16 protein-coding genes are annotated in these 19,567 nt (G+C 45.8%); 4 read left to right on the top strand and 12 right to left on the bottom strand.

Annotated elements, in window-relative coordinates; translation table 11 throughout:
• Positions 1–8 precede the first annotated feature (8 nt).
• The 9 genes from MF542_RS00200 to MF542_RS00160 all read right to left on the bottom strand — a co-directional run bounded on the left by MF542_RS00200 (position 9) and on the right by MF542_RS00160 (position 9,127).
• The gene (locus MF542_RS00200; RefSeq protein ID WP_247014689.1) at positions 9–875 is read right to left on the bottom strand and encodes a glycosyltransferase family 2 protein; all 867 of its coding nucleotides are present in this window, start codon (positions 873–875) and stop codon (positions 9–11) included.
• Positions 868–1,368, bottom strand: a complete 501-nt coding sequence (locus MF542_RS00195) for a glycosyltransferase (protein ID WP_247014688.1) — start codon at positions 1,366–1,368, stop codon at positions 868–870. The genes MF542_RS00200 and MF542_RS00195 overlap by 8 nt, the downstream gene beginning before the upstream one ends.
• A 72-nt stretch (positions 1,369–1,440) precedes the next feature.
• Positions 1,441–1,905, bottom strand: coding sequence for a glycosyltransferase family 28 protein (locus MF542_RS00190; protein WP_247014686.1), 465 nt, complete (start codon positions 1,903–1,905; stop codon positions 1,441–1,443).
• Positions 1,906–1,909: 4 nt separating this feature from the next.
• Positions 1,910–3,139 carry a glycosyltransferase gene (locus tag MF542_RS00185; RefSeq protein WP_247014684.1) on the bottom strand — a complete coding sequence of 410 codons (1,230 nt, stop codon included), beginning with the start codon at positions 3,137–3,139 and terminating at the stop codon, positions 1,910–1,912.
• Entirely contained in the window at positions 3,136–4,080 is a 945-nt protein-coding gene (locus tag MF542_RS00180) for a glycosyltransferase family 2 protein (RefSeq protein WP_247014682.1), read from the bottom strand. Before MF542_RS00180 ends, MF542_RS00185 begins: the two co-directional genes overlap by 4 nt.
• Positions 4,077–5,360 carry an O-antigen ligase family protein gene (locus MF542_RS00175; protein WP_247014681.1) on the bottom strand — a complete coding sequence of 428 codons (1,284 nt, stop codon included), beginning with the start codon at positions 5,358–5,360 and terminating at the stop codon, positions 4,077–4,079. The genes MF542_RS00180 and MF542_RS00175 overlap by 4 nt, the downstream gene beginning before the upstream one ends.
• Positions 5,357–6,613, bottom strand: a complete 1,257-nt coding sequence (locus tag MF542_RS00170; protein WP_247014679.1) for a Coenzyme F420 hydrogenase/dehydrogenase, beta subunit C-terminal domain — start codon at positions 6,611–6,613, stop codon at positions 5,357–5,359. Before MF542_RS00170 ends, MF542_RS00175 begins: the two co-directional genes overlap by 4 nt.
• On the bottom strand, positions 6,613–7,881 hold the full coding sequence (locus MF542_RS00165; RefSeq protein ID WP_247014677.1) for an oligosaccharide flippase family protein: 1,269 nt from the start codon (positions 7,879–7,881) through the stop codon (positions 6,613–6,615). Before MF542_RS00165 ends, MF542_RS00170 begins: the two co-directional genes overlap by 1 nt.
• Positions 7,874–9,127: a polysaccharide pyruvyl transferase family protein gene (locus MF542_RS00160; RefSeq protein WP_247014675.1), complete on the bottom strand. Its 1,254-nt coding sequence runs from the start codon at positions 9,125–9,127 to the stop codon at positions 7,874–7,876. Before MF542_RS00160 ends, MF542_RS00165 begins: the two co-directional genes overlap by 8 nt.
• Before the next feature lie 263 nt (positions 9,128–9,390).
• Between MF542_RS00160 and MF542_RS00155 the strand changes: the two genes are divergently transcribed.
• The 4 genes from MF542_RS00155 to MF542_RS00140 are packed head-to-tail and all read left to right on the top strand — an operon-like array spanning position 9,391 to position 15,324.
• Entirely contained in the window at positions 9,391–11,118 is a 1,728-nt protein-coding gene (locus MF542_RS00155; RefSeq protein WP_247014673.1) for a sugar transferase, read from the top strand.
• A 2-nt stretch (positions 11,119–11,120) separates the two neighbouring features.
• Entirely contained in the window at positions 11,121–11,981 is an 861-nt protein-coding gene (locus MF542_RS00150; protein WP_247014671.1) for a DUF4114 domain-containing protein, read from the top strand.
• Positions 11,972–13,327, top strand: a complete 1,356-nt coding sequence (locus MF542_RS00145) for an archaeosortase/exosortase family protein (protein WP_247014670.1) — start codon at positions 11,972–11,974, stop codon at positions 13,325–13,327. The genes MF542_RS00150 and MF542_RS00145 overlap by 10 nt, the downstream gene beginning before the upstream one ends.
• Positions 13,324–15,324 carry a tetratricopeptide repeat protein gene (locus MF542_RS00140; RefSeq protein ID WP_247014668.1) on the top strand — a complete coding sequence of 667 codons (2,001 nt, stop codon included), beginning with the start codon at positions 13,324–13,326 and terminating at the stop codon, positions 15,322–15,324. The genes MF542_RS00145 and MF542_RS00140 overlap by 4 nt, the downstream gene beginning before the upstream one ends.
• Here the strand turns inward: MF542_RS00140 and MF542_RS00135 are convergent.
• Genes MF542_RS00135 through MF542_RS00125 form a run of 3 tightly spaced genes read right to left on the bottom strand, consistent with a single transcriptional unit; the run spans position 15,321 to position 19,562 of the window.
• Positions 15,321–16,739, bottom strand: coding sequence for a sigma-54-dependent transcriptional regulator (locus MF542_RS00135; RefSeq protein ID WP_247014666.1), 1,419 nt, complete (start codon positions 16,737–16,739; stop codon positions 15,321–15,323). The two genes, MF542_RS00140 and MF542_RS00135, sit on opposite strands and share 4 nt — an antisense overlap.
• 4 nt (positions 16,740–16,743) lie before the next feature.
• A complete protein-coding gene (locus MF542_RS00130) occupies positions 16,744–19,017 on the bottom strand; it encodes a response regulator (protein ID WP_247014664.1) in 2,274 nt (757 codons plus the stop codon).
• Positions 19,014–19,562 (bottom strand): heme NO-binding domain-containing protein, encoded by a 549-nt coding sequence (locus MF542_RS00125; RefSeq protein ID WP_247014662.1) that lies wholly within the window; start codon positions 19,560–19,562, stop codon positions 19,014–19,016. Before MF542_RS00125 ends, MF542_RS00130 begins: the two co-directional genes overlap by 4 nt.
• Positions 19,563–19,567: the final 5 nt, after the last annotated feature.

Here is a 19,567-nt window from a genome sequence, read left to right as displayed (position 1 = left end):
GCATTGGCCTATTTATTCAATAGCTGACGGGCGCTTACATCGCTTTCCCAGGAGTTGCTATCAGGAGAAGCAATATAATTGCGGGCATGTGCAGCGAGCGCTGTGAAAGCAAAAACAGCAGCGCCTACCCAGTTTCCGGGTTTAAGGAAAAGGCGTTTTGCGAACAGGTAGGCGTTCGATTTACGTTTCTGTCCGCCGAGCGGCTCCATATCAGCTTCAAGCAGTTTATTGCCTCGGTAAACGCGGCTCCGAACCTTGATTAGGTTGGTTAGATCCCTTGGAGGCTCAACGTGGTATGGAGCGTTTTCCACCCAAGTAGAATTGATGATCAGGCGCCTACGTACAAACTCATCGTCATTCAGTGTCTCTGGGATTTCTTGAAGTCGTTCTAAACCTGATTTACTTACTGCAAAAAAGCCGCCCATTTTTTGTTTGTCAAAATAGGGGTTCAGATACCAGGCTTTATAGAATGCCCTTACAGCCCAGCTTGCATTTTCGGTGCGGAACTTTGCTGTGCCGTAGGCTAAAAACGCGTCAGACCAATTTAATCTGTGCACCATAGCGCGCACAGCGGGCGCGGTTGTTTTGATGTCTGCATCCAGAAAAACAAGTGGATAGGTTGAAGCTGCCTCAATACCCAAATTCAAAGCTTTTGATTTTGAAGCAATATCAGTGGTGATGATCTGAGCATCTGGTGCATACTCATTTGCAATATTTGCGGTGTTATCGGTGCAGCCGTTACATATGATGATGATTTCAAATTCATTTGGGCGAGCATCTTTCAGAAGCGACTGAAGCGTTTTTCCGATAACATTGGCTTCATTGTAGGCTGGCGTAATGATGCTGCACACAGGCGTTGAGACTGAGTTAAACATATTCCAGCTCCTGCTCGTCTTTGTTGATGAAGTTCGAAATTGCGCTGATTAACTTTGGCTCCGCACAAGAAGAAGCACATCTACTGGCTTTGAGAGAGCTGATATGGAGGAGCTTTTCCATGAGGCTGGTTTCATCCTGAGCGACATGGATGCCGGCACGGTCGCGTAGATTAGCGACAGTGGCCAATTGGTGATCATTACGGTGTTCACCATATTTAGCGAGGCGAGGCATGATGATAATTGGTTTGCCGTAACGCATCGCTGTAAGGATCGTACCCATACCAGCATGCGAAACGATAACTTTGCAGTCTGCGATATGCTTTGCAAATTGCAAAGGGGTAAGAGTAGCTGAAAAATCAATGCTTTCCGGCCTTTTTCCTTGAGGTCCTATTTGAGCAAAGCATTTGTTAATAGATTGATTTTTATGGAGTTTATCCAACGTTTCCACGAGCCTGTCGAATGGGAGCTGGGTTCCTACGGTGGCGAAAATCATAAAAAAACTCCTTCCAAGTTAGGTTGTTCTATCTTGGAAGGAGCAATGCTTGTGCCAGTGTTGATAGGGCGGTCAGAGGACGCTACCGTGGAATTCCACGCCCGCCTTTCTTGCTACTTTGGGCCACTGCGAAAAAACTTTGTTCGCGTGAGAAGATACCAGTTTGGCAGACAGCGACATTTCTTCTGCATTCGCAACACTATCAATAAACAGTGTTTTAGCGCCGATTAGTTTACCGAAGCGGCAAGCAAAGTATCCGTGCGCTGCACCAGTGGAGATAACCACATTTGGGCGGGTTATAAGCGTGATATAAAGAAGCTTCAGTGCCATCATGATCAAAGTGAACTTGGTGTCTCTGTTTCCGTCTGTTACGGAATAAAATTTGCAGCCATTCACATCTGATTTTGACCCAGGATTAACCGTTACATATGTAACATCACAATCCCTGAAAGCAGGCCGTAGCCTTAGCATTTGAACCCAGTGACCACCACCGGAAGCAACTGCAAGTACTTTGGTTTTTTTGTCTATATTCATCATTAGCTTAGCTCCTTGTAGGTGTTACTGGGGATAGGATGGATTTATAAAGATCGAGCAATTTGGAAATCTTCTGCGGCCATAACCCGATGTTGGTGATTTTTTCATAAGCACCTCGGGAAAGCTGCCTTCGCAGGGAAGGCATGGTTGCAAGAGTGCGAATGGCACCGGCAATATGCTGTGAAAATTGCTCAGGGTTTGATACGTCAATTTTAAAGCCACACGTATCGTCGATAACGAAACCTGGTCCGCCTCTATCAGCTACAATGGCGGGTAGCCCAAAACTTAACGCTTCATAGATTACGCTGCCGCTTGGTTCACGGAAGCTCGGGAAACAGAATATATCTGCTTTTTTGTAGAGTTCATCTACGGCACTTCTCGGGATTTGCCCGTGGAAAGTCACAAGATGTTCTATGTTCAATTCAGATGCTAGTTCTTTACAGATTTCAATTTCTTCACCGCGGCCTGCAACATCCAGGTGAACGTTTGGGATATCTTGTACAAGCGCCAGTGCTCTGATGCAGTCACGAAGACCTTTTGTTCTTACACCGCGTCCAACATGTAAAAGGCGAAGACCAGTACCGCGTGTGCTCGATGCTCGGCGGTTAATCTGTTGAATGCCCAGCTCACTCATCACTTCAAAACGCTGGACTTGGCTTTGACCAATCAGGTCCTGAACATATGGTGCAACACCTAAGATCGCGCTGGCGTTTTGGTAACTACTTTTAAGAAGAGGATCAAAAGCCAGCCTAACCTGATCGATAAAACGAAACTTCGTGTACCATGCTGCCGATTGGCATTCTTCTTTAAATGCATCAGGTGTTGATAGGCTGCCACCCAATGGGCCGAGTACATATGGTAGGTTGAAGGTTTTGAAAGGCGATGGGAACCGCAGTGCGATAGGTGAGAACTGGTGCCCTATATCGTATGTTTTCTCGTCATTAAGCAGTTCTTTAATTTGCTTTTTGGCCCAAAAATAAAAACTTGGGTACGAAAGTTTCGCCATTGCATTAAGGCGTTCAAATTTGCGTGCCCAACTTGGTTCGAAATGGGAAATTACTGTCACATCCGGCAGTTGCTCGGTAAGCGGTTTTCTACCAGGCCGTTCTTGAGCAATGAGTGTTACATTTGCAGCTTTTGAAAGTTCCAAAACCCACATGTATGCACACCATGCTTCGCCAACATCTGTACCGTCACAATAAGGAGCAATAGCGATTATGTTTGGTTTCCAATTCATAGCGAAACTCCTTTTTCTTTAGGCCAGGCTTTTACGAAATTGCGGCAAACTCCAATGAAATGACGCATGCGCTTGTTGGTTCTGTTGCGCGGCTTGATGCTGTTTGAAAATGCCCAGTAAACTGCTCTGCTCAGGTTGAAACCCCAAAGAAGCAGAAACACAAACAGGGCAGTAAACCATCCACTGTGTTTCAGATGCAGCCTAACAGTTGCCTGTGTAAGCATTAGGTCGCGTCGGTGGTTCAGGCTTTTTGAACTGCCTCCACCCAGATGTGTGATGGTCCCGATAGGCGCGAAATGAACTTCCTGATCGCTACTGCGTAGGCGTTTGCACCAATCCGTTTCCTCGCCAAAGAAGAAGAAATCCTCATCTAGAAGGCCGATAGTTTCAAAGCTCTCTCTGCGGGCAAGTAGGTAGCAGCCGGATATTGTTTCAACCGCCTGTGCAGTTTTGCGTTCGGAATATTGCATTCTGTAACGCTGGAAAAACTTCACACCGTTGATGCGGTCTAGACCAAGTGTTTGAATTGACAGGTTCAAGAAGCTCGGGAACTGGCTGGTACTGTGCTGCAAACTGCCATCTTCATTAAGAACTTTACAGCCTAATGCGCCCGCAGAGGAAGTGTTATCCATATAGTTCAGACTGGCCGTAAGAACAGCGCCGTGAACGATAGTATCTGAATTTAACAGTAATATATAATCGCCTGAAGAAGCGCCGATCCCAACATTGTTTGCAGCGGCAAAGCCCAGATTCTTTTTGTTTTCGATCAAAAAAACTGAAGGGAAATCACGCTTTACCATTTTGGTGCTGTCGTCTTCTGATGCGTTATCAACCACGATTACTTCAAACGGGTAAAGGGGCGCATTTTCATAAACTGATGTAAGACAATCTTTCAGCAAATCTTCCGTGTTCCAGTTGATGATGATGATTGAAAGTTTCATGCGAGTTTCTCCTTGAGCGGAAGAGAAGGATATCTGATTTGAGGTTTACGGCGCTGGACAAGTGCAGGAACCGAAACCGCTGCACCACAGCCAAGCAGGAAGAAAAACTGCACCATTAGGGCATTCCAGAAATGAACGGTTAAGCCAGCCAGCGTGAAGCCAAGAATTGTAATGATCCATGCTTTTCTAGCGTTTGTTGTAAGCATGCTTTTATTGCGGCGGCTTGTGGTTCTGCGCGCGATAAGAATAATTGCAATAACAAGACAAAGAAGAGCAGGCAGCCCGTATCTTACTGTTGTAAGCAGCCAATAGTTATCCATGGATGAGCTCATCCAAGGTGCGCGGATCCAATCATTCAAACCGATGCCGAAAAGAGGGTGGCGTGTAACTTCCGCTGTGCCGTAATTCCAGATATGAACCCGGTTATAGGCACTGTTGGCACTGAAGGTCAGGTAGCTGATGAAGATCAGAACCGGAGAGCGGTTTGACATCAGTGAAAGGATAACCCAGCTGAAGCCAAACAAACCCAGAAGGATAGACCAGCGGTTCGCAACACCTTTTGTAAACCTGTCCCAGGCGATTAAGCCACCTTGGAAAGCAAGCGCTGTGAAGGGGCCACCAGACAGGGAAAAGAAGGTTGCCATAACAATGGTGCCGAGGGTTTTTGTGCCTGTTTTATCAATTTTTTCCTTGATCAGAAGGTAATAGGCTCCAGCAAATGAACTTGCTGCAAACACACCGTACAGAATTGGGTGTTCAAATGATGTGAAGGCGCGGGTCAGGCCAAGGCGTGGTTCGATATAGTGTGGGCCAGCACCACCAAGCACTGCTTTGAAAGGTTCACGAAGGATATGAAAACCTGTGAAAGATTCAAGAATTGCAAAACCAAGAAGTGTTGCCGTTACAGTGAAAACCAGTTTGATAACGTTAGCAAAATCTTGTGCTGTTTTGATATAGGCCCGCGCTACTAAATAAGCACCAGATGTTTCGATGAAATAAATACCACCTGTTTCAATGCCTGAAGCAACCCCCATGTTAATACAGAGCGCAATGGTGGCCCAGATGCCGTGGAAAATAACCAAACCATCGAAGAAAGAGAAAGGTGTTTTAGTGTTGTTCAATACCGCATTGATGGCAGGGAACAACATGAAGATAAGCGTGATCCGGTAAGGAGACAAACGCAGCGAGCCCAGAGAAATGGATGTCTCAGGCGGAAGGGTGAATGTGAAAAGCAAAATCACAATCGGAAGCGCTGGCAATGTGAATTGCCCTTGTTTCATTGCGCTGTTCCTTCATGGTTTTGGAACGTGATCTTCTTCGCGAGGAACAGCTGCTTTACGATGATACGCTTCATAGTACCGGCGATGGATTGCACCTTGCTTTTTAAAGGTAGTTTCCACCAGCAGATGAGGCTTGCTTTGGTAAGTTTCGGCGCTTTCAGCCCCGCTAGTTTAAGAGCAAGAGAACGGCCCCATACAGCACCTTTTGTGGCGAACAGATTTGGCTGAGCAGCGAACAGAATTTCTGGTTTTTGTGGGATAGCTCGCAAATAGCCAGTTTTTATGGCTTCGCGAATAATTCTTTGGCCCCGCGCAGTGCGAACTACGATAAGAGATTTACCGTGTTCTTCTTCCTCTGGTGGGTTCTGCCACGGATCACCGACAGAGATATCAGCAAGCTCACCTGTATGGTCTGCGCATGTATGGCAGCGCCACTGACGTTGCTTTTGTAGGATATTACCCCAACCATCCGCATAAGTTGTTTCGAAAGTGTGGGTTTCTCCGTTTGCGGTTTCCCATTCTGCCTGCATATTGCCCGGCCAGCCATTACCGCGATATTGAAGATTTTTCAGTGTGCGATCATCTGTTGCACCAAGGTGGTTCAGAAGGTTATCTGTGCCCTTGTGGCTTGGTGTGCCCGCACAGAAGATAGAAAGCGTTAGGCCGATTTTATTCTTCATAAGTTGATTTTGGCGGCTCACTTTTTGAACGCCTTCAATATCGCAAGGCTTGCCAATAACAACAGATTGCCCTTCTGTTTTTTCCAGTTCCGGCAATGCATCACAAATACTGGCTGGGGCATAACGAGAACCAGCACCTTCCATGAGTTCGCCTTTGTTGGTGCTGAACGCCGCCATGTTATATTTGGGTTTGTCAGGATTAGCTTTTACATGAAGAGCGTTGGTGAAGTTACGTTGCTCCAGGCAGTATAGAGCAAGAGCCGTTATCGCACCGCCGCTGGAACCTTTGAAACGGATTTCCGCATCATCCGCATAGCCTTCCCATACTTCAAGGATTGGGCCCCATGCCGTTGCTGTTAAATCACCTGTTTCTATATTTGCCTGTTCATTATTCGCGCCTGGGCAGTGGCCAATAATATGGGCTTCAAGCTGCTCACTTAGTTTGCTGCATACCTTTGGGCGGCGGGCTTCATCTTCAGTTTCATGCATCTGGATATGCTTGGGTGCAATCGCGGCGCAAGCACCGCAACCGTTGCACAATCTGGAGCTAAGAATTTTTTCCAATTCAGACATTAGTTTGCCTCCCGAAGATTAGATTTTATGGTCGAAGCACGGCGTGCAAATTTTTGAGTTGGTACGCGGTTGCGAGCAGTGAAAAGAATGGATTGCACCACACAGGCAAGGATTTCACCAACACAGGCAGTTGCCAGTAACATCTGTAGTGACCCGCCTGTGTAGATAAAAAAGGCTCCTAATACAGAGGCAACTACCCGGATGATGTTAGCTTTCAGTGGAATATCTGTTTGTCCAAGAGCTTGAGCCGCAATGGATACAGGGGTTCTGCAAAGCCTGATAGACTGAGCAAGGCCGACCAAAATAATGATCATCATTTCTGCTTTGAAATCTGCACCAAACAACATCGTAAGCGTTGGGTTCACAAGAATTACAAAGGACATGAAGAAAACGAACATGATGCCATATGCTGCAACTTGAAAGGCAGTTACGCGTGAACTGAAGTTATTCCAGTTTTCTTTGGCAAGCACCAAAATTGGTAACCCAAGTGTAAGTGCTATCCGGCCGATAAGAAGAGCGGGAACCAACGCTAGTTGGAATAGCATGGAAAAGTGTGCGAACTCGCTTGATGACATAATTGAAGACAGGATTACCCGCTCGCCCTGCATGCTCCAAAACATGGTTAAGCTGGTTAAAAGAAGCGGAAATCCAAATTTAACCATGTCAACAAATGTTTCTTTGTGTGCAGCTGCTTTATAGCTCTCACCAGAAAAAATATGAGATAAAGCGGTGTGCATGCCCGCTTGTGCAAGCATACAGGCGCAAACGATTTCCAAGCTTGGAACAACAGAAATGGATGTGAAGATTGCAAACGTGCCCAAAAGCATGGTGCTGCCTTCAACATACAAAGCTGGTGTGAAATTCAGGGTGCGCTGCTTTAATCTGTAACCTTGGTGGGTGAAGCCTCTGATCAGTGCACTGCCAGCCAGGAATGCATAGCAGGCAAAGCTGATATTATGTACATTGTGAAGCCCCATAAGAAGAAGCATTGCTGCTAAAAACAAGCCTCTGATTTGTGCAATGGCATGTGAACCTGCAAGCGCTGCCTTCAGCCTGTTTTGGTCTACTTGCAGGATATAGCGCTCCGTTGCCAGGTCGGTTGACATGGCAAATAATCTGATAGCAAGAATAAGAAAGATAAATTCCCCAAGGCTTTCGGCACCTAGCAAACGGGCAATGATAACGTTCCTCAGGAACACACACCCTTCAAGCAACAGGTGGTTACCTGCAACGGTGCTGAGTTTCTTTGCCATTGGAAGCTTAGGCATAAACCACCTCCAGTTTCTCTTTCGGCTCGTCAAGGGCGTAGGAAATATCGTTCATTTGCTGAACCCAAACGCGCTTGGCGTTTGAAAGAGAGAAGGCCAATTCTGCTTTTGTTTTCTGGCGCTGATTGAAAGAAGCGAAGAGCGCAGAAACCATCTGATCTGTTGAATTTTTACGAAGATCAAATACCTGCTCTTGTTGGCCGCAGCTGGCGAATACGCCTCTTGCTTTCATGCTGTAAGCCATGTTGCAAACCGGAACGCCTGTTGAAAGCGCGGCGATGGTGGCGTGCATACGAGCACCTGTGAACCAACAAGTGTTAGATATGGTGCCTTTCAACAGCTCTGGGCTGTTGGCATTTTTTTCGATTTGAATGCGGTTGCGATATTCGCTTGGTATAGCAAGCTTGAATGCCCGGGAAGCCACAAGATCACATTCACTGCCGCCGGAGGGACGTACATGTGGCACCAGAAGTATATCTTTGTTGGTGTCTTCAAGAATTTTAAGGGCAAATTGAATAAGGCTTTGCTTATAGTCTGCTTTCAAACTGAATTGTTCAGCTGCCGCTGCTGCATCATGCCACAGCAGACCGCTTACATTAATGCCCACTGGCAGATCATCTGGCGTATTATCGCCGCCTACGCAAGGAAGACCAAAAGCAAGATCAACGCCTAAACGGTGCTGCTGCGGATCGAAATCGTCGCCTAACAAAGTTTGCAGGTTCTTGTAGCTATCTTCATCCCGAGCGTAAGCCAGGTGGGCAGCGTTTAAAATCTTACGTGCAATGCGGCGCGTTTTTGTGAATTGGTATGGGCCATACGTTTGCGGCAACAAAATAAGTGGAACGCCTGCATCAATAGCCATCAACTTTGGGACGGTGATTTGTTCAAATCGGGCTGGGCCATACATATCCGTAAAGCTATCGCCGCCACTTACATCAAGAACTGCATCAGCATTCTTTATGGTGGATAGGATAGGCGAAGGCAGGCCGAACATCTGACGTATGCGAACTTGGTGCATATTATTCGGCTGATAAAAGCGTTTACCTGGCTTCAATGCTAAAGTGCGGTAATGCAAAGAAAGCAATTCACCAAGCCGCATACTGCCACCATTATCAAGCACAGTAGCTTGCTGTAGACCGCGTTTGTCCAGCGCTGAAAGAAGAGAAAGCGCTAAAGCTGTAACACCGTGGTTTCCGGTATCAGGTGCCGCGCCGGCGAGGATGATATTTGTAAGCTGTTTTTTCATGCCTTAACTATGGCAACAGCTATGCCAACATGGCTCAAAAGATAGACCTTTGATTTTAAAGAATATTTTAAAAAGGCGATTGAGTTATTTGCAATTTGGCATTTCCAATTTTGCCAAAAAGCTAGCTGCAATTCGCAAAATGCAAAGAAGGTTTATTTTGCAATATTGGAAAATTGTTGAATTTATAAGGAGTTAGAGTTTTAGCTCCGTTGGCACGAAGGTTGCGCTGTTTATGGCTATCTTAATTAATAAGAGGCTGAAACATGACACAACAAGCTCCATTTTTTAAAGCCGATGTAATTCAGAAGTGGAAGCAGCACGATTGGGCGCGTTCTTCTCAGCCATATAATGTTTGGTATGCTATTCAGCGGTGTATAGCTGGCCTGTCGTTGCTTCTCTTATCTCCTTTGTTTTTGGTTTTATTTGTTGCCGTGAAACTCAATTCGCGCGGCCCCTTTATATATAAACAGAGTAGGCCTGGGTTTAAGGGTAAGACATTCACAGCCTATAAAATTAGAACCATGAGTGTGGGGGCTGATAAAGATCTGTCCCGTGCAAGGCAGGTTAGTAAAGATGATCCAATGGTCACTGGTATTGGTAAAATTCTGCGTGACTTGAAGATTGATGAATTACCCCAACTCTTTAACGTTCTTAAAGGTGAGATGGCTCTGGTAGGGCCTCGTCCCATTGCAAAGAGTTTACAGGAGGAACTGGAAGGTAAAATTCCAGGTTTTACACGGCGGTTGAATGTGCTTCCGGGGCTTACAAGCCTTGGTCAGGTTTGCATTTTTGATAACGCTGGTGCTGAGCATGTTGTAGATGATTGGAGCACACGGTTTGAAGCGGAACTGGATTATCTTCACAAGCATTCATGGCGCTATGATATCGCAATTATTGGCCTGACATGCCTCTTTATCTTTAAGAAAGTAGCTCGGAAAGTTCCAAAATATGTAAAGCCTCTCGCGCTGTGTATTATTTTTGTTTTTCTTGCAGCTTGCAGCGAGAGATTAGCTACACGCCCGTTTAATGAAGCAGACACCGCATACGAAAAAGATATCCGTGCCTACGGAGACCGTATAGATCCCGCGCTTGTTGAAATAGAGCCTGTAGCCATTGATGTGGAAGCTTCAGAATTTGAAGATCAGGTTTACCGTGTTGGTTCGGGTGATGCCCTTAGTATTAATGTTTTTGGTGAAGAGGGGTTGGATGATCTGCTTGTACAGGTAGATGGTGATGGCTTTATTCAACTTCCTTTCCTTGAGAATGTGAACGTAGCAGGGCGGAGCCTTAAAGAAATTCAAACCGTTCTTAAGGCAGGTTTTGCCAAACAATTCCGCAATCCATGGGTTGTGGTGAACATGGCATCCCACAAAAGCCGCCCAGTTTATCTGTTGGGGCAGTTTAATAACCCTGGGGTGATTTATCTTGATGGTCCGACTAACCTGATGCAGGCCGTGAGCTTGGGGCGCGGACTATCAGAAGCTGCATATCTTAGGGGCGCAAGGCTATGGCGTGATGGTGATATTGCAGCCGTGGACCTGAAGGCGCTTTTGATGGAGGGTAAGGCAGAGCACAATATTACGCTAAGGGCGGGTGATACACTCGTTGTACCCAGTGCCCGAGATAATAAAGCCTTCGTAATGGGGGCTGTTGTACGGGCTGGCGCTGTTCCATTTTCCAATGAACCAATGACCCTTCTTAAGGCTCTTACACAAGTGGGTGGGCCAGTTAAATCGGCAGCCCTAATGAGCCAGGTTCGCATTATCCGCACACACTCCGCCATTGAAGGGCAGCTTATTCTAGTGAATGCGGATCACATCCTGAAGGGCAAGGTTCCTGATCTTGAGCTTATGCCTGATGACATTGTTTATGTGCCTGATAACTGGATTGAAGGCTGGAACCAGTTTGTGCGCGCTATTGCTCCCACCATCCAACTTGCTGGGGGGGCCTTACAGCCATTCATCCAAGTTAAATTTTTGAAAGGAGACTAAGTGTGAAGAATTCTTCCAAAATTCTTATAGCCACGTTGCTTGGGACATTCCTGTCCGGGGCAAGCTTCGCCGGAACAGTTTCTACTGTTCAATCGAATGCAAGGCCGTTTGGGTTACAGCCTATCGGTGACGTAATGCTTGCAGGGTCTGACGAAAAAGCTGCTGATTTTAGCACGAACGCACTACCTGATTTACAAGCCATTGTTAACAACACGCTCACGGAGAGCCAATCAATCGGCGATTTGTCATCTATTGCACTTGATCCGTCGGATTTATATTTAACCGAGGCCTCTTCCGTAAGGGCTTATTTTGTTGGCGAAGGTGCCGGATACCGAAACAGCTTTGGCGTTTACACTGGCGATAGCAGTGAGGGGCTTAATGGCGATGCTGCTCTTGTTTTCCCTGATGCTAGTTCATCAAGTTCCTATATAGAACCTACTGAAACGACTTATAGATCATCATATGCGCCTTTGGCGCCCGGAGATTTCGTAGACCTTGGAACATTTGATGCTGATAGTCAGTTGAATCTGTTTTTGATTGCAAATGGAGCGAATGGCGGCACCAACACCTATTTCACCGATATATCACTAAATCCCGACGGTATAGATCATTTTGTGATTTTAGCCACTCCTGACAGCCCATACCTTCTGGTTGGCATGGAAGATCTTTTTGGCGGTGGAGATGAAGATTATAATGATTTAGTTGTAGCCCTTGATGTTGGTACTGCGAATGTTCAGAAAATGATTTCTAACGCAGTGCCGCTCCCAGGACCTGTAGCTGCCCTTTTAGGGCCACTTTTCTTGCTTGGTTTTGCAAAACTTCGCCGTAAGAAAACAGCCGATGAGATGGCGGTATGTGCTTGATTTTAAGCAAATATCGTCTTGGTGCTTTAGCCGCAATGGTTGCAGTGGGTTTTTACCTGCTGCTACCACTGCTGGAAGCCAGCCTGAAGACAGATCATTGGGCTATCATAGCTTTGTCTATGTTTAGCATTTTATTAATTGCCTTAGGAAAGCCCGGTGAAAGAGTTTTCGGGCGTGGATGGCTGTTGCTCTTAAGTGCTCTCGCATTTCTATTGCATATCGCGCTGGATATTCAAAAACTCGCTTATCTATCAGGCATGTTTTTGATCGTGTTCACCATATCAGAGTGCTTTAAACTATCTTTTAAAAAGACTATCTGGGTTACAGTGTGTGGTGTGTTGATGCTTCCAGTTCCTTACGGTTTGGAACAATCTGTGGGGGTGTGGCTTGCTACTGTTGAAGCAGAAATGTTTGTTACACTGGCCCAACTTCTGGACCTGCCAGTGTACAGATATGGATCACAGGTGGTTTCTGGTGAAGTAACAGTTACTATCAACACAAATTGCAGCGGTACATTGCTGTTTATCCCCGCATTCCTCGGCTGTTTAGTATGTGCTTCCATTCGGGATATTTCCCTTAAAGGTAAGCTGGGTATCATTGCTTCAGCTTTGCCTATTGCTATTGGGGTGAACCTTCTTCGCTTGTCTGTTTTATTGATTTTGAATTTTCAGGCACCGGAGGATTTGGTGAATACTTTCCATGATTTTCTGGGCTGGTTTATCATGCCGATTGTTTGGCTTTTGCCTGTTTTAATCTTCCTGCCGCTTCATGAATTGGTACTACCGGACATTAGACTGTGGTCAAAACAGGCTGCCGCCTTTGCTGTTGCATTAACTGTATCCAGTGTGAGTTACACAGCTTTAAGCGTAACTGAGAAAACGAATATCGAAGCAATTAGCGAGATACCAAACTACGTTGCTGGATGGGTCGGTGAACGGACAGATATTTCAGCGGAAGAACAAAAAATCATCAGTGCTGATTTTCTATCCCGTAAAACATTTTATGCACCGACCAGCGAGAGACAGTTAATTCTGACCGCCATTTTCCATGAAGACAGCAATAAATCGCAGCAGCATTCGTCAGCCATATGTTTTCGTGCGCTTGGCTGGATTGTCTCTCATGTGGAATTTCAAGATGAAAACATAGATGCCAGTATTGAACATCTGTTGGTGCGCAGCCACGCACAGGTTCAGGCAGTCGCTGAAATTGTGGCTGAAATACCCGGGAAAAAAGGACGATTACGTCTGCAAATTGTGGAAGATCCAAAAATTCCGTTGTCTGCACGTAGGGCAGTTGCTCTGCAATTTCTGGAACAAATTCAATCTCGTTTGGGGAAACAATCATGAAACGTTTGATCGTACTGATATTGTTGATCGCTGGATTGGTGACTGGCGGATTTTACAGCTTTAAACAACATCAAAGAAGTAAATGTGAAGCCTGGCTGGCTGAGGCTGATCAATTTATGCCACAAGGGTATTATGCTTCTGCTATCGAAGTGTTGACCCTGTATTTCTCCAATAAGAATTGTCGGACCAAAACAGATATTCACGCGATAACTCTTCTTTCTGAAGCACGCCTTCATGTTCCCTTGCCGGATAACGCGCATCTGGCGCAGGAGATTATGCTGAATAAGCTTGGATGGAGCCTAAAGCGGGATCCCCGCTACCACTTGCCGCAAGCTGTGGCGTATCTTGGTGGTGAGAAATGGCTGGAGGCACAGAGAAGTGCCAGGAAAGCGGAAGGCCAACAGGCTGCGTTAATCTTGCTAGCAGCATCAATTAAACTGGATGATGAAGAAAATATACTTCATGCGCTTGAAGAATTACATTCAGTTGAGACTTCGCCGCTTGTGTGGGCAATTGTGGAAACTTCATTAATATCAGGCGAGGCGGTACAGTTTGATGTTAAAGATATCGTGCCTTCTATCCCCAGTGATTGGCGAACGTTTGCATCCCGTATTTTGGCTCCTTCAGTACCAGATGGTTTCATGTTTTTGGAACAACTGTCTTTAACGCCATTGGAAGGAGAAGACTTAACAATTGCAACATCCTTACTTCTTTCTGAAGGAAGGCCTCTTGACGCGATTGTAGCACTTGAAAACGCTTCGGAAGGTTTAACTGCCAAGCAGGCAAGCCTGTTAGCCAAGCTATATTGGCGGGTTGGTATGTTTCATAAGCTTGTTTACAGGTTTCCTGAGAATATTCTGGATACAGCACCATTATTAAACGTGCAGTTATTAAAGTGTCTGGGAGCCTATGCGCTGGAAGCCAGATGTGATTTCAAAATGGATCCGGCTGACATTCAAAAACGATACGGCAAATATGCTGCATCAGTTTGGGGTGAATTAGCTCAAAATCTCTCTAATGGAAAAATAGAATATGCGCCGACACTGAATGCTTTAGAGCGAGCAGGGGATATCCTGCCTGATATGGGGCCAATCTTTCAGCTAAAGAGTAAATTATATCAGGCAATTGGTGAGAATGAGCTCTCACTAATCGCGGAAAAGAATGGAGCCATTCTTTCCGGCATTGGCCCTGAATGGGCTATCTTTGAGAATGTACGTGAGAAAACAGAGACTTTAGAGATTTGCGAAAATTTTATATCTGACGCGAAGGTGGATAATCTGGCGCTTGTAAGAACCTGTGTCGAGGAAGCCGGTAAAACAACCAACCTTCATGTAGAGGCAATTAAAAACGCCAGTCCTGAAAAAGCGATATTCTGGCGCCTGGTTGAAGCGCGGTATCTTTTGATGTCAGGCGAAAGTGATAAAGTGGCAAAAGCTATTCAGATTTTGAGGCCTGTTCTTAAATGGGCCCCTAATAACGCACGTGCTTTCCAGCTTCTATCGATTGCATACGCTTATTTTGATGATCTCGAAGCCACATATGCTCATTTAGCGACGGCCGTTAAATTACGTCCTGAGTTTACAGTTGAGGCAACAAGGCTTGCGCTGGGTTTTTATCAAAACGGCAAGGAATTGTCTGGCAAGCAGCTGGCGCACTGGTGGGGGGCTTTTACTCATATTGAGCTAAATCAGTATAGCAAGTCTTCGGAAATAGAACTGCGCAATCTGTTAAGGGATCGGTTGATGCTACTTGCTCAAATAGCTGAGGACAGTAAAGATCATGATCTTGCTCTCGCGGTATATCTAAAACTTCTTGAAATAGAAGAGGCTAATCATATTGCGCTCAATAACCTTGCATACAAATTATATGAAACTCAGGGTGATTTGCAGCATGCGCTAGAACTAGCAGAAAGAGCCGTAAAGCTTGCGCCGAATGTTACTGAATATCAGGCAACACTCTCTGATATTCAGCAAGCAATTGAAGCGCAAGGGTCTTAGACAGCTTCTTTTTTCAGCCAATCTTCTTTTTTACGGTAGATCGTGGAAGGGCTTACACCAAGTGAGTCCGCGGCTTTCGGGATACTGCCGCTAAAAGCTTCAATTCGGTCTTCGATGATTTTCTTTTCGAGTTCCGCCAGTGTTGCCAGCGAATTGCCTTCCAGGTTAATTGCCTGAGAAGGTTGCTGCATAGGAATGCTGTTCGGAATTTCCTGAGAAATCGGAGATAGTGAACCAAGCTCTCCTTCAAGCGGTGGGAACATTTCCTGAGTAATCACTTCACCATCGTGAAGAACGGCCATGTTGCGGATTGTATTCTGTAGCTCCCTTACATTTCCTGGCCAGTTGTATGACATAAGCAGTGCTTGTGCACCTGCATCAAACCCTTGGAATTGTTTACCTTCTTCTTCTGAGAACTTAGTCAGAAAGCTGGAAGCAATTTCAATCACATCCTGACCACGTGCGTTTAGTGGAGGCAACGCAATCGGTACAACATTAAGGCGGAAATATAGGTCTTCTCTGAACCTGCCGGCACGAACTTCCTCAATCGGATTTCGGTTGGTGGCGCAAATTACGCGCACATCTACATGTTCAGGCTGAGAAGCACCAACAGGGTGAACCATGCTGGTTTGAAGAAACCGCAGAAGCTTTTTCTGCAAGGTTAAATCAAGCTCACACATTTCATCGAGAAACAGAGTACCACCTTCTGCGGCTCTCGCCGCACCTTCGCGGTTTGAAATCGCCCCAGTGAAGGATCCTTTCAGGTGGCCAAATAGTTCTGATTCCAAAAGATCATGGGGAATAGCAGCACAATTCACAGGAATAAAAGGCTTTTTCGCGCGAGGTCCAGCTTTGTGTATGGCTTCAGCACACAGTTCTTTACCTGTGCCCGACGCACCCGTGATAAATACTGTCGCCTTCGATGCAGCCACGTTTTCAATGGTTCTGTAAACACGCTGCATGGAGCTGGAGGAGCCAATGAAATCGTGGAATGAGCCGCTTTGATGTGTTTGGCGAAGTGTATCAATTTGCTCCCGGAGCATTACCCTTTCAAGCGTGTTGTTCACTGTTGTGATCAAGCGGCTTTCGCTGAAGGGTTTTACCAGATAATCAAGCGCACCTAGCTTCATTGCATGCACCGCATTATTCAGCGAGGAATCCGCAGTGATGACAATTGCGGGCGTTTCGTTTGGCGTTCCCTGAATTTCTTCAAGAAAACTAAGCCCGTCACCGTCTGGGAGGTTGAGATCAAGAAGCAGTAGATCATAGTTTTCTTCTTTGATCGCTTCTCTGGCCGCGGCAAGTGTTTCAACGCTCTTTACGCCTAAGCCAGCCAAATTGAGCTGCTTTTCATATAGAAGAGCCATAGAGAGAACATCTTCGATAAGTAATATCTTGCTTTCGAGGGTCGTCATAAAGCTATCCTCCGCTACTATATAATTTGCCGGTATCTTCAATCATCTGAAGGCCTTTAGGCAAGGTCTCACAAATGGTGCGGCCAGTATTTAATGTTTCTGTTACCAGTTCATTTTTCCAGTGAACTTGTGTCTGTTCAGATAAATGCTGAATACGCGGCAGGCCAAATGTGCCGCTTACGCTCTTGAGCTGGTGAGCCATTTTAGCGACATGATCCGGATCATGATTTTGAAGGCCTTCCCGCATACCATCAAGAATTTTGTTCAAATCTTTAAGGCTCTGATCAATCAATAAGCCACAGCTTTCCTCATCCAGCGTTTCCAGTAAACTTCCAAGTCTTTCCTGTTCGAAGAAAGGAATAGCATTCTCTTGGTCTAAATTCTCGGTTATCGGTTCTGCCGCATCGCCGGATAGACCAACTGCGCTTTCAATCGCGTAATATAGCTGTTTTCTATTGAAAGGCTTTGTCACCAGATCAACCATCCCTGCAGATTGGAAATCCTGCCGGTCTTCATCCATGCCGTGGGCAGTTAGCGCATATATTGGAGGCGCATTTTTTTTGCCCAGCATCTGTATGATACGTTTCGTCGCTTCAATGCCGTCCATGCTCGGCATGGCAATATCCATGAAAATAATATCATACGAGTGCCTGCGCGCGGCCTCCACGGCTTCGATACCATTGTTAGCAATAGTAACCCGGCAACCAAACCGTTCTAATTCAGTGCGTACGATGATTTGGTTGGTAGGTACATCTTCAGCCACCAGCACACGGGCTCTTCTATTCAGCCTCTCTTTGAAGTTTGTAAGAATGCGTTCTTCGGTTTGCGGTTGGCTCTCAGCGGCGGTAGCCACTTTAAAGTCAGCAGCTAACCAGAAGGTTGCTCCTTTGCCCAATTGGCTCTCTACACCCACTTCACCAGCCATAAGGCGTGCCAGTTGCCTGCAAATAGCCAGGCCAAGACCTGCACCTTCAACGTTTGATCTGCTTTGTGTACGTGTTTGTGAAAATTCTTCAAAGATAATAGCTTGGTCCTCAATGCTAAGGCCGATACCAAAATCCTGTAGTTGAAATTTTAAATGGTTACTTTCGTCAGCCACTGAATTTGCGCACGTTACCGCAAGTACTAGTTTTTCGGTTTCCGAATATTTCAATGCGTTTGAAATATAATTGTTGATAATTTGCCGTATTCTGGCGGGGTCACCCCAATAGGCGCCTTTAACTGCATCATCGATACAGATATCCAGTGTACAATTTTTTGCTTCCAGATGCGGGTGCCAAAAATACTGAATGGAACCAATCAATTCGCGCACGGAAAATACAGATGGTTCAAGCTTCAATGTGCCAGCTTCTGTACGGGCAAAATCAATAACATCATTTAGAAGTGTGTGAAGGGTTTGGCCACTGGTTTTGGCCATATCCACAAGAGCTGATGATCTGCTAGGCAGGTCTTCATCTCCAAGCAGGTCAAGGCTGCCTAATATTCCGCTTAGAGGCGTACGAATTTCGTGGCTGATTGCTGCAACAAATCTGGATTTAAGGGCGCTGTGCTCTTCGGCTTTATCTTTTGCGGTCTCTAGTTCTTCTTTTAGGGAGGTGAGCTGTTTTACCTTTTCTTCCAGCTCATTTGCTCTTGTTTCCACTTCTTGTTGGGCCTGACGTTCAGCTATTTTAGCCGCGGCATATGATGCCACCGTTCCTAAAATTTCCAGATCATTCTCATTGAAATGATGTTTGATTGGGTGCTCGCAATCAATCACACCAAGAAGGCGGTCACCATGGATCATAGGTACACAAATTTCAGAACCGCCTGGTATTACATCTGGCACGTATCGTGGATCGTTTGTTACATCGCCGATAACTTCCGCTTCACCGGAAAGAGCAACGTTCCCAGTAATACCTTGGCCTAATGGAATTTCCAGAGGATTAAGTATTTCGTGCCCTTGAGGGTTTTTCTCGGCAATCGCAGCGGTTTGAACAAGGCACTGACTGTCTTCATTAAACAGATAGAATACACAGTCGGTGAACCCAAGCTTACCAACAACTTCTTTAGCCACATACCAGCCAAGCTCATCAACGGTTTTAAGTTCGGTAACCGCAATGGCAAATTCATTTAAAATATGAAGCCGCTGCTGGTGCCCTTCATTACTTCGAGCCAAGCTTTCGTTCAGCCTGTAGAGCTCAAGGCTTTTTGCCTCAAGCAACTTTTCAGCCTCCATACGAGCTTGTTTTTCACGTTCGTAACGAAGCTTATCTATATTTTCTGGCAAGCTGCTCATACAGGTATTTGTATCTCAAAGATTGTATGATTACCATCATGTGTTTGATGTGAGGTTTCACTTATGATTTTGTGCGCGTTTTTGAAATAGGCAAGGCAGGCACTTGTCAAACCTCGGGCAACAGCAGCCAGCGGACGCTGTGATCTATATGTTAACTGGTATTTTCCATCTTTTTCTTCCGTTAGAATAATCTCTGGGGGGCGAGCGTCAGGATATAGTTTCTTTACTTCCACATGAATATGGCTGCCTACCTGATCAAGGAATTCCAAGCCGGAAGTAACACCTTCGAAATACTGAGGAAAGAGCTCAGCGAAGCGGTGAAGCAATACTTTACCAAACCGTTCGGCGATGTCATTCGGGTCTCGTTTTAGATGTTCAGACAGTGCAACATGAATATGTGCAAATTCTTTAAAGCTGTAGTTACCAACAGAGGTGTACGAGCCGTTTATTTTATCACTAAGGTCAAACAGGATTTTCTCAATATCAGCTTCTGATGTGAGGCTCGCCGCAAAATCCAGATATTCCGTAAATAAAATGCCCCGCATCATCA

Origin of the sequence: Kordiimonas laminariae (assembly GCF_023008165.1) — a bacterium.
In the GTDB taxonomy this organism is placed as follows: Bacteria; Pseudomonadota; Alphaproteobacteria; order Sphingomonadales; family Kordiimonadaceae; genus Kordiimonas; species Kordiimonas laminariae.
The sequence above is the reverse complement of the archived record's forward strand: the minus strand, read 5'-3'. Positions and strand labels throughout refer to the sequence as shown.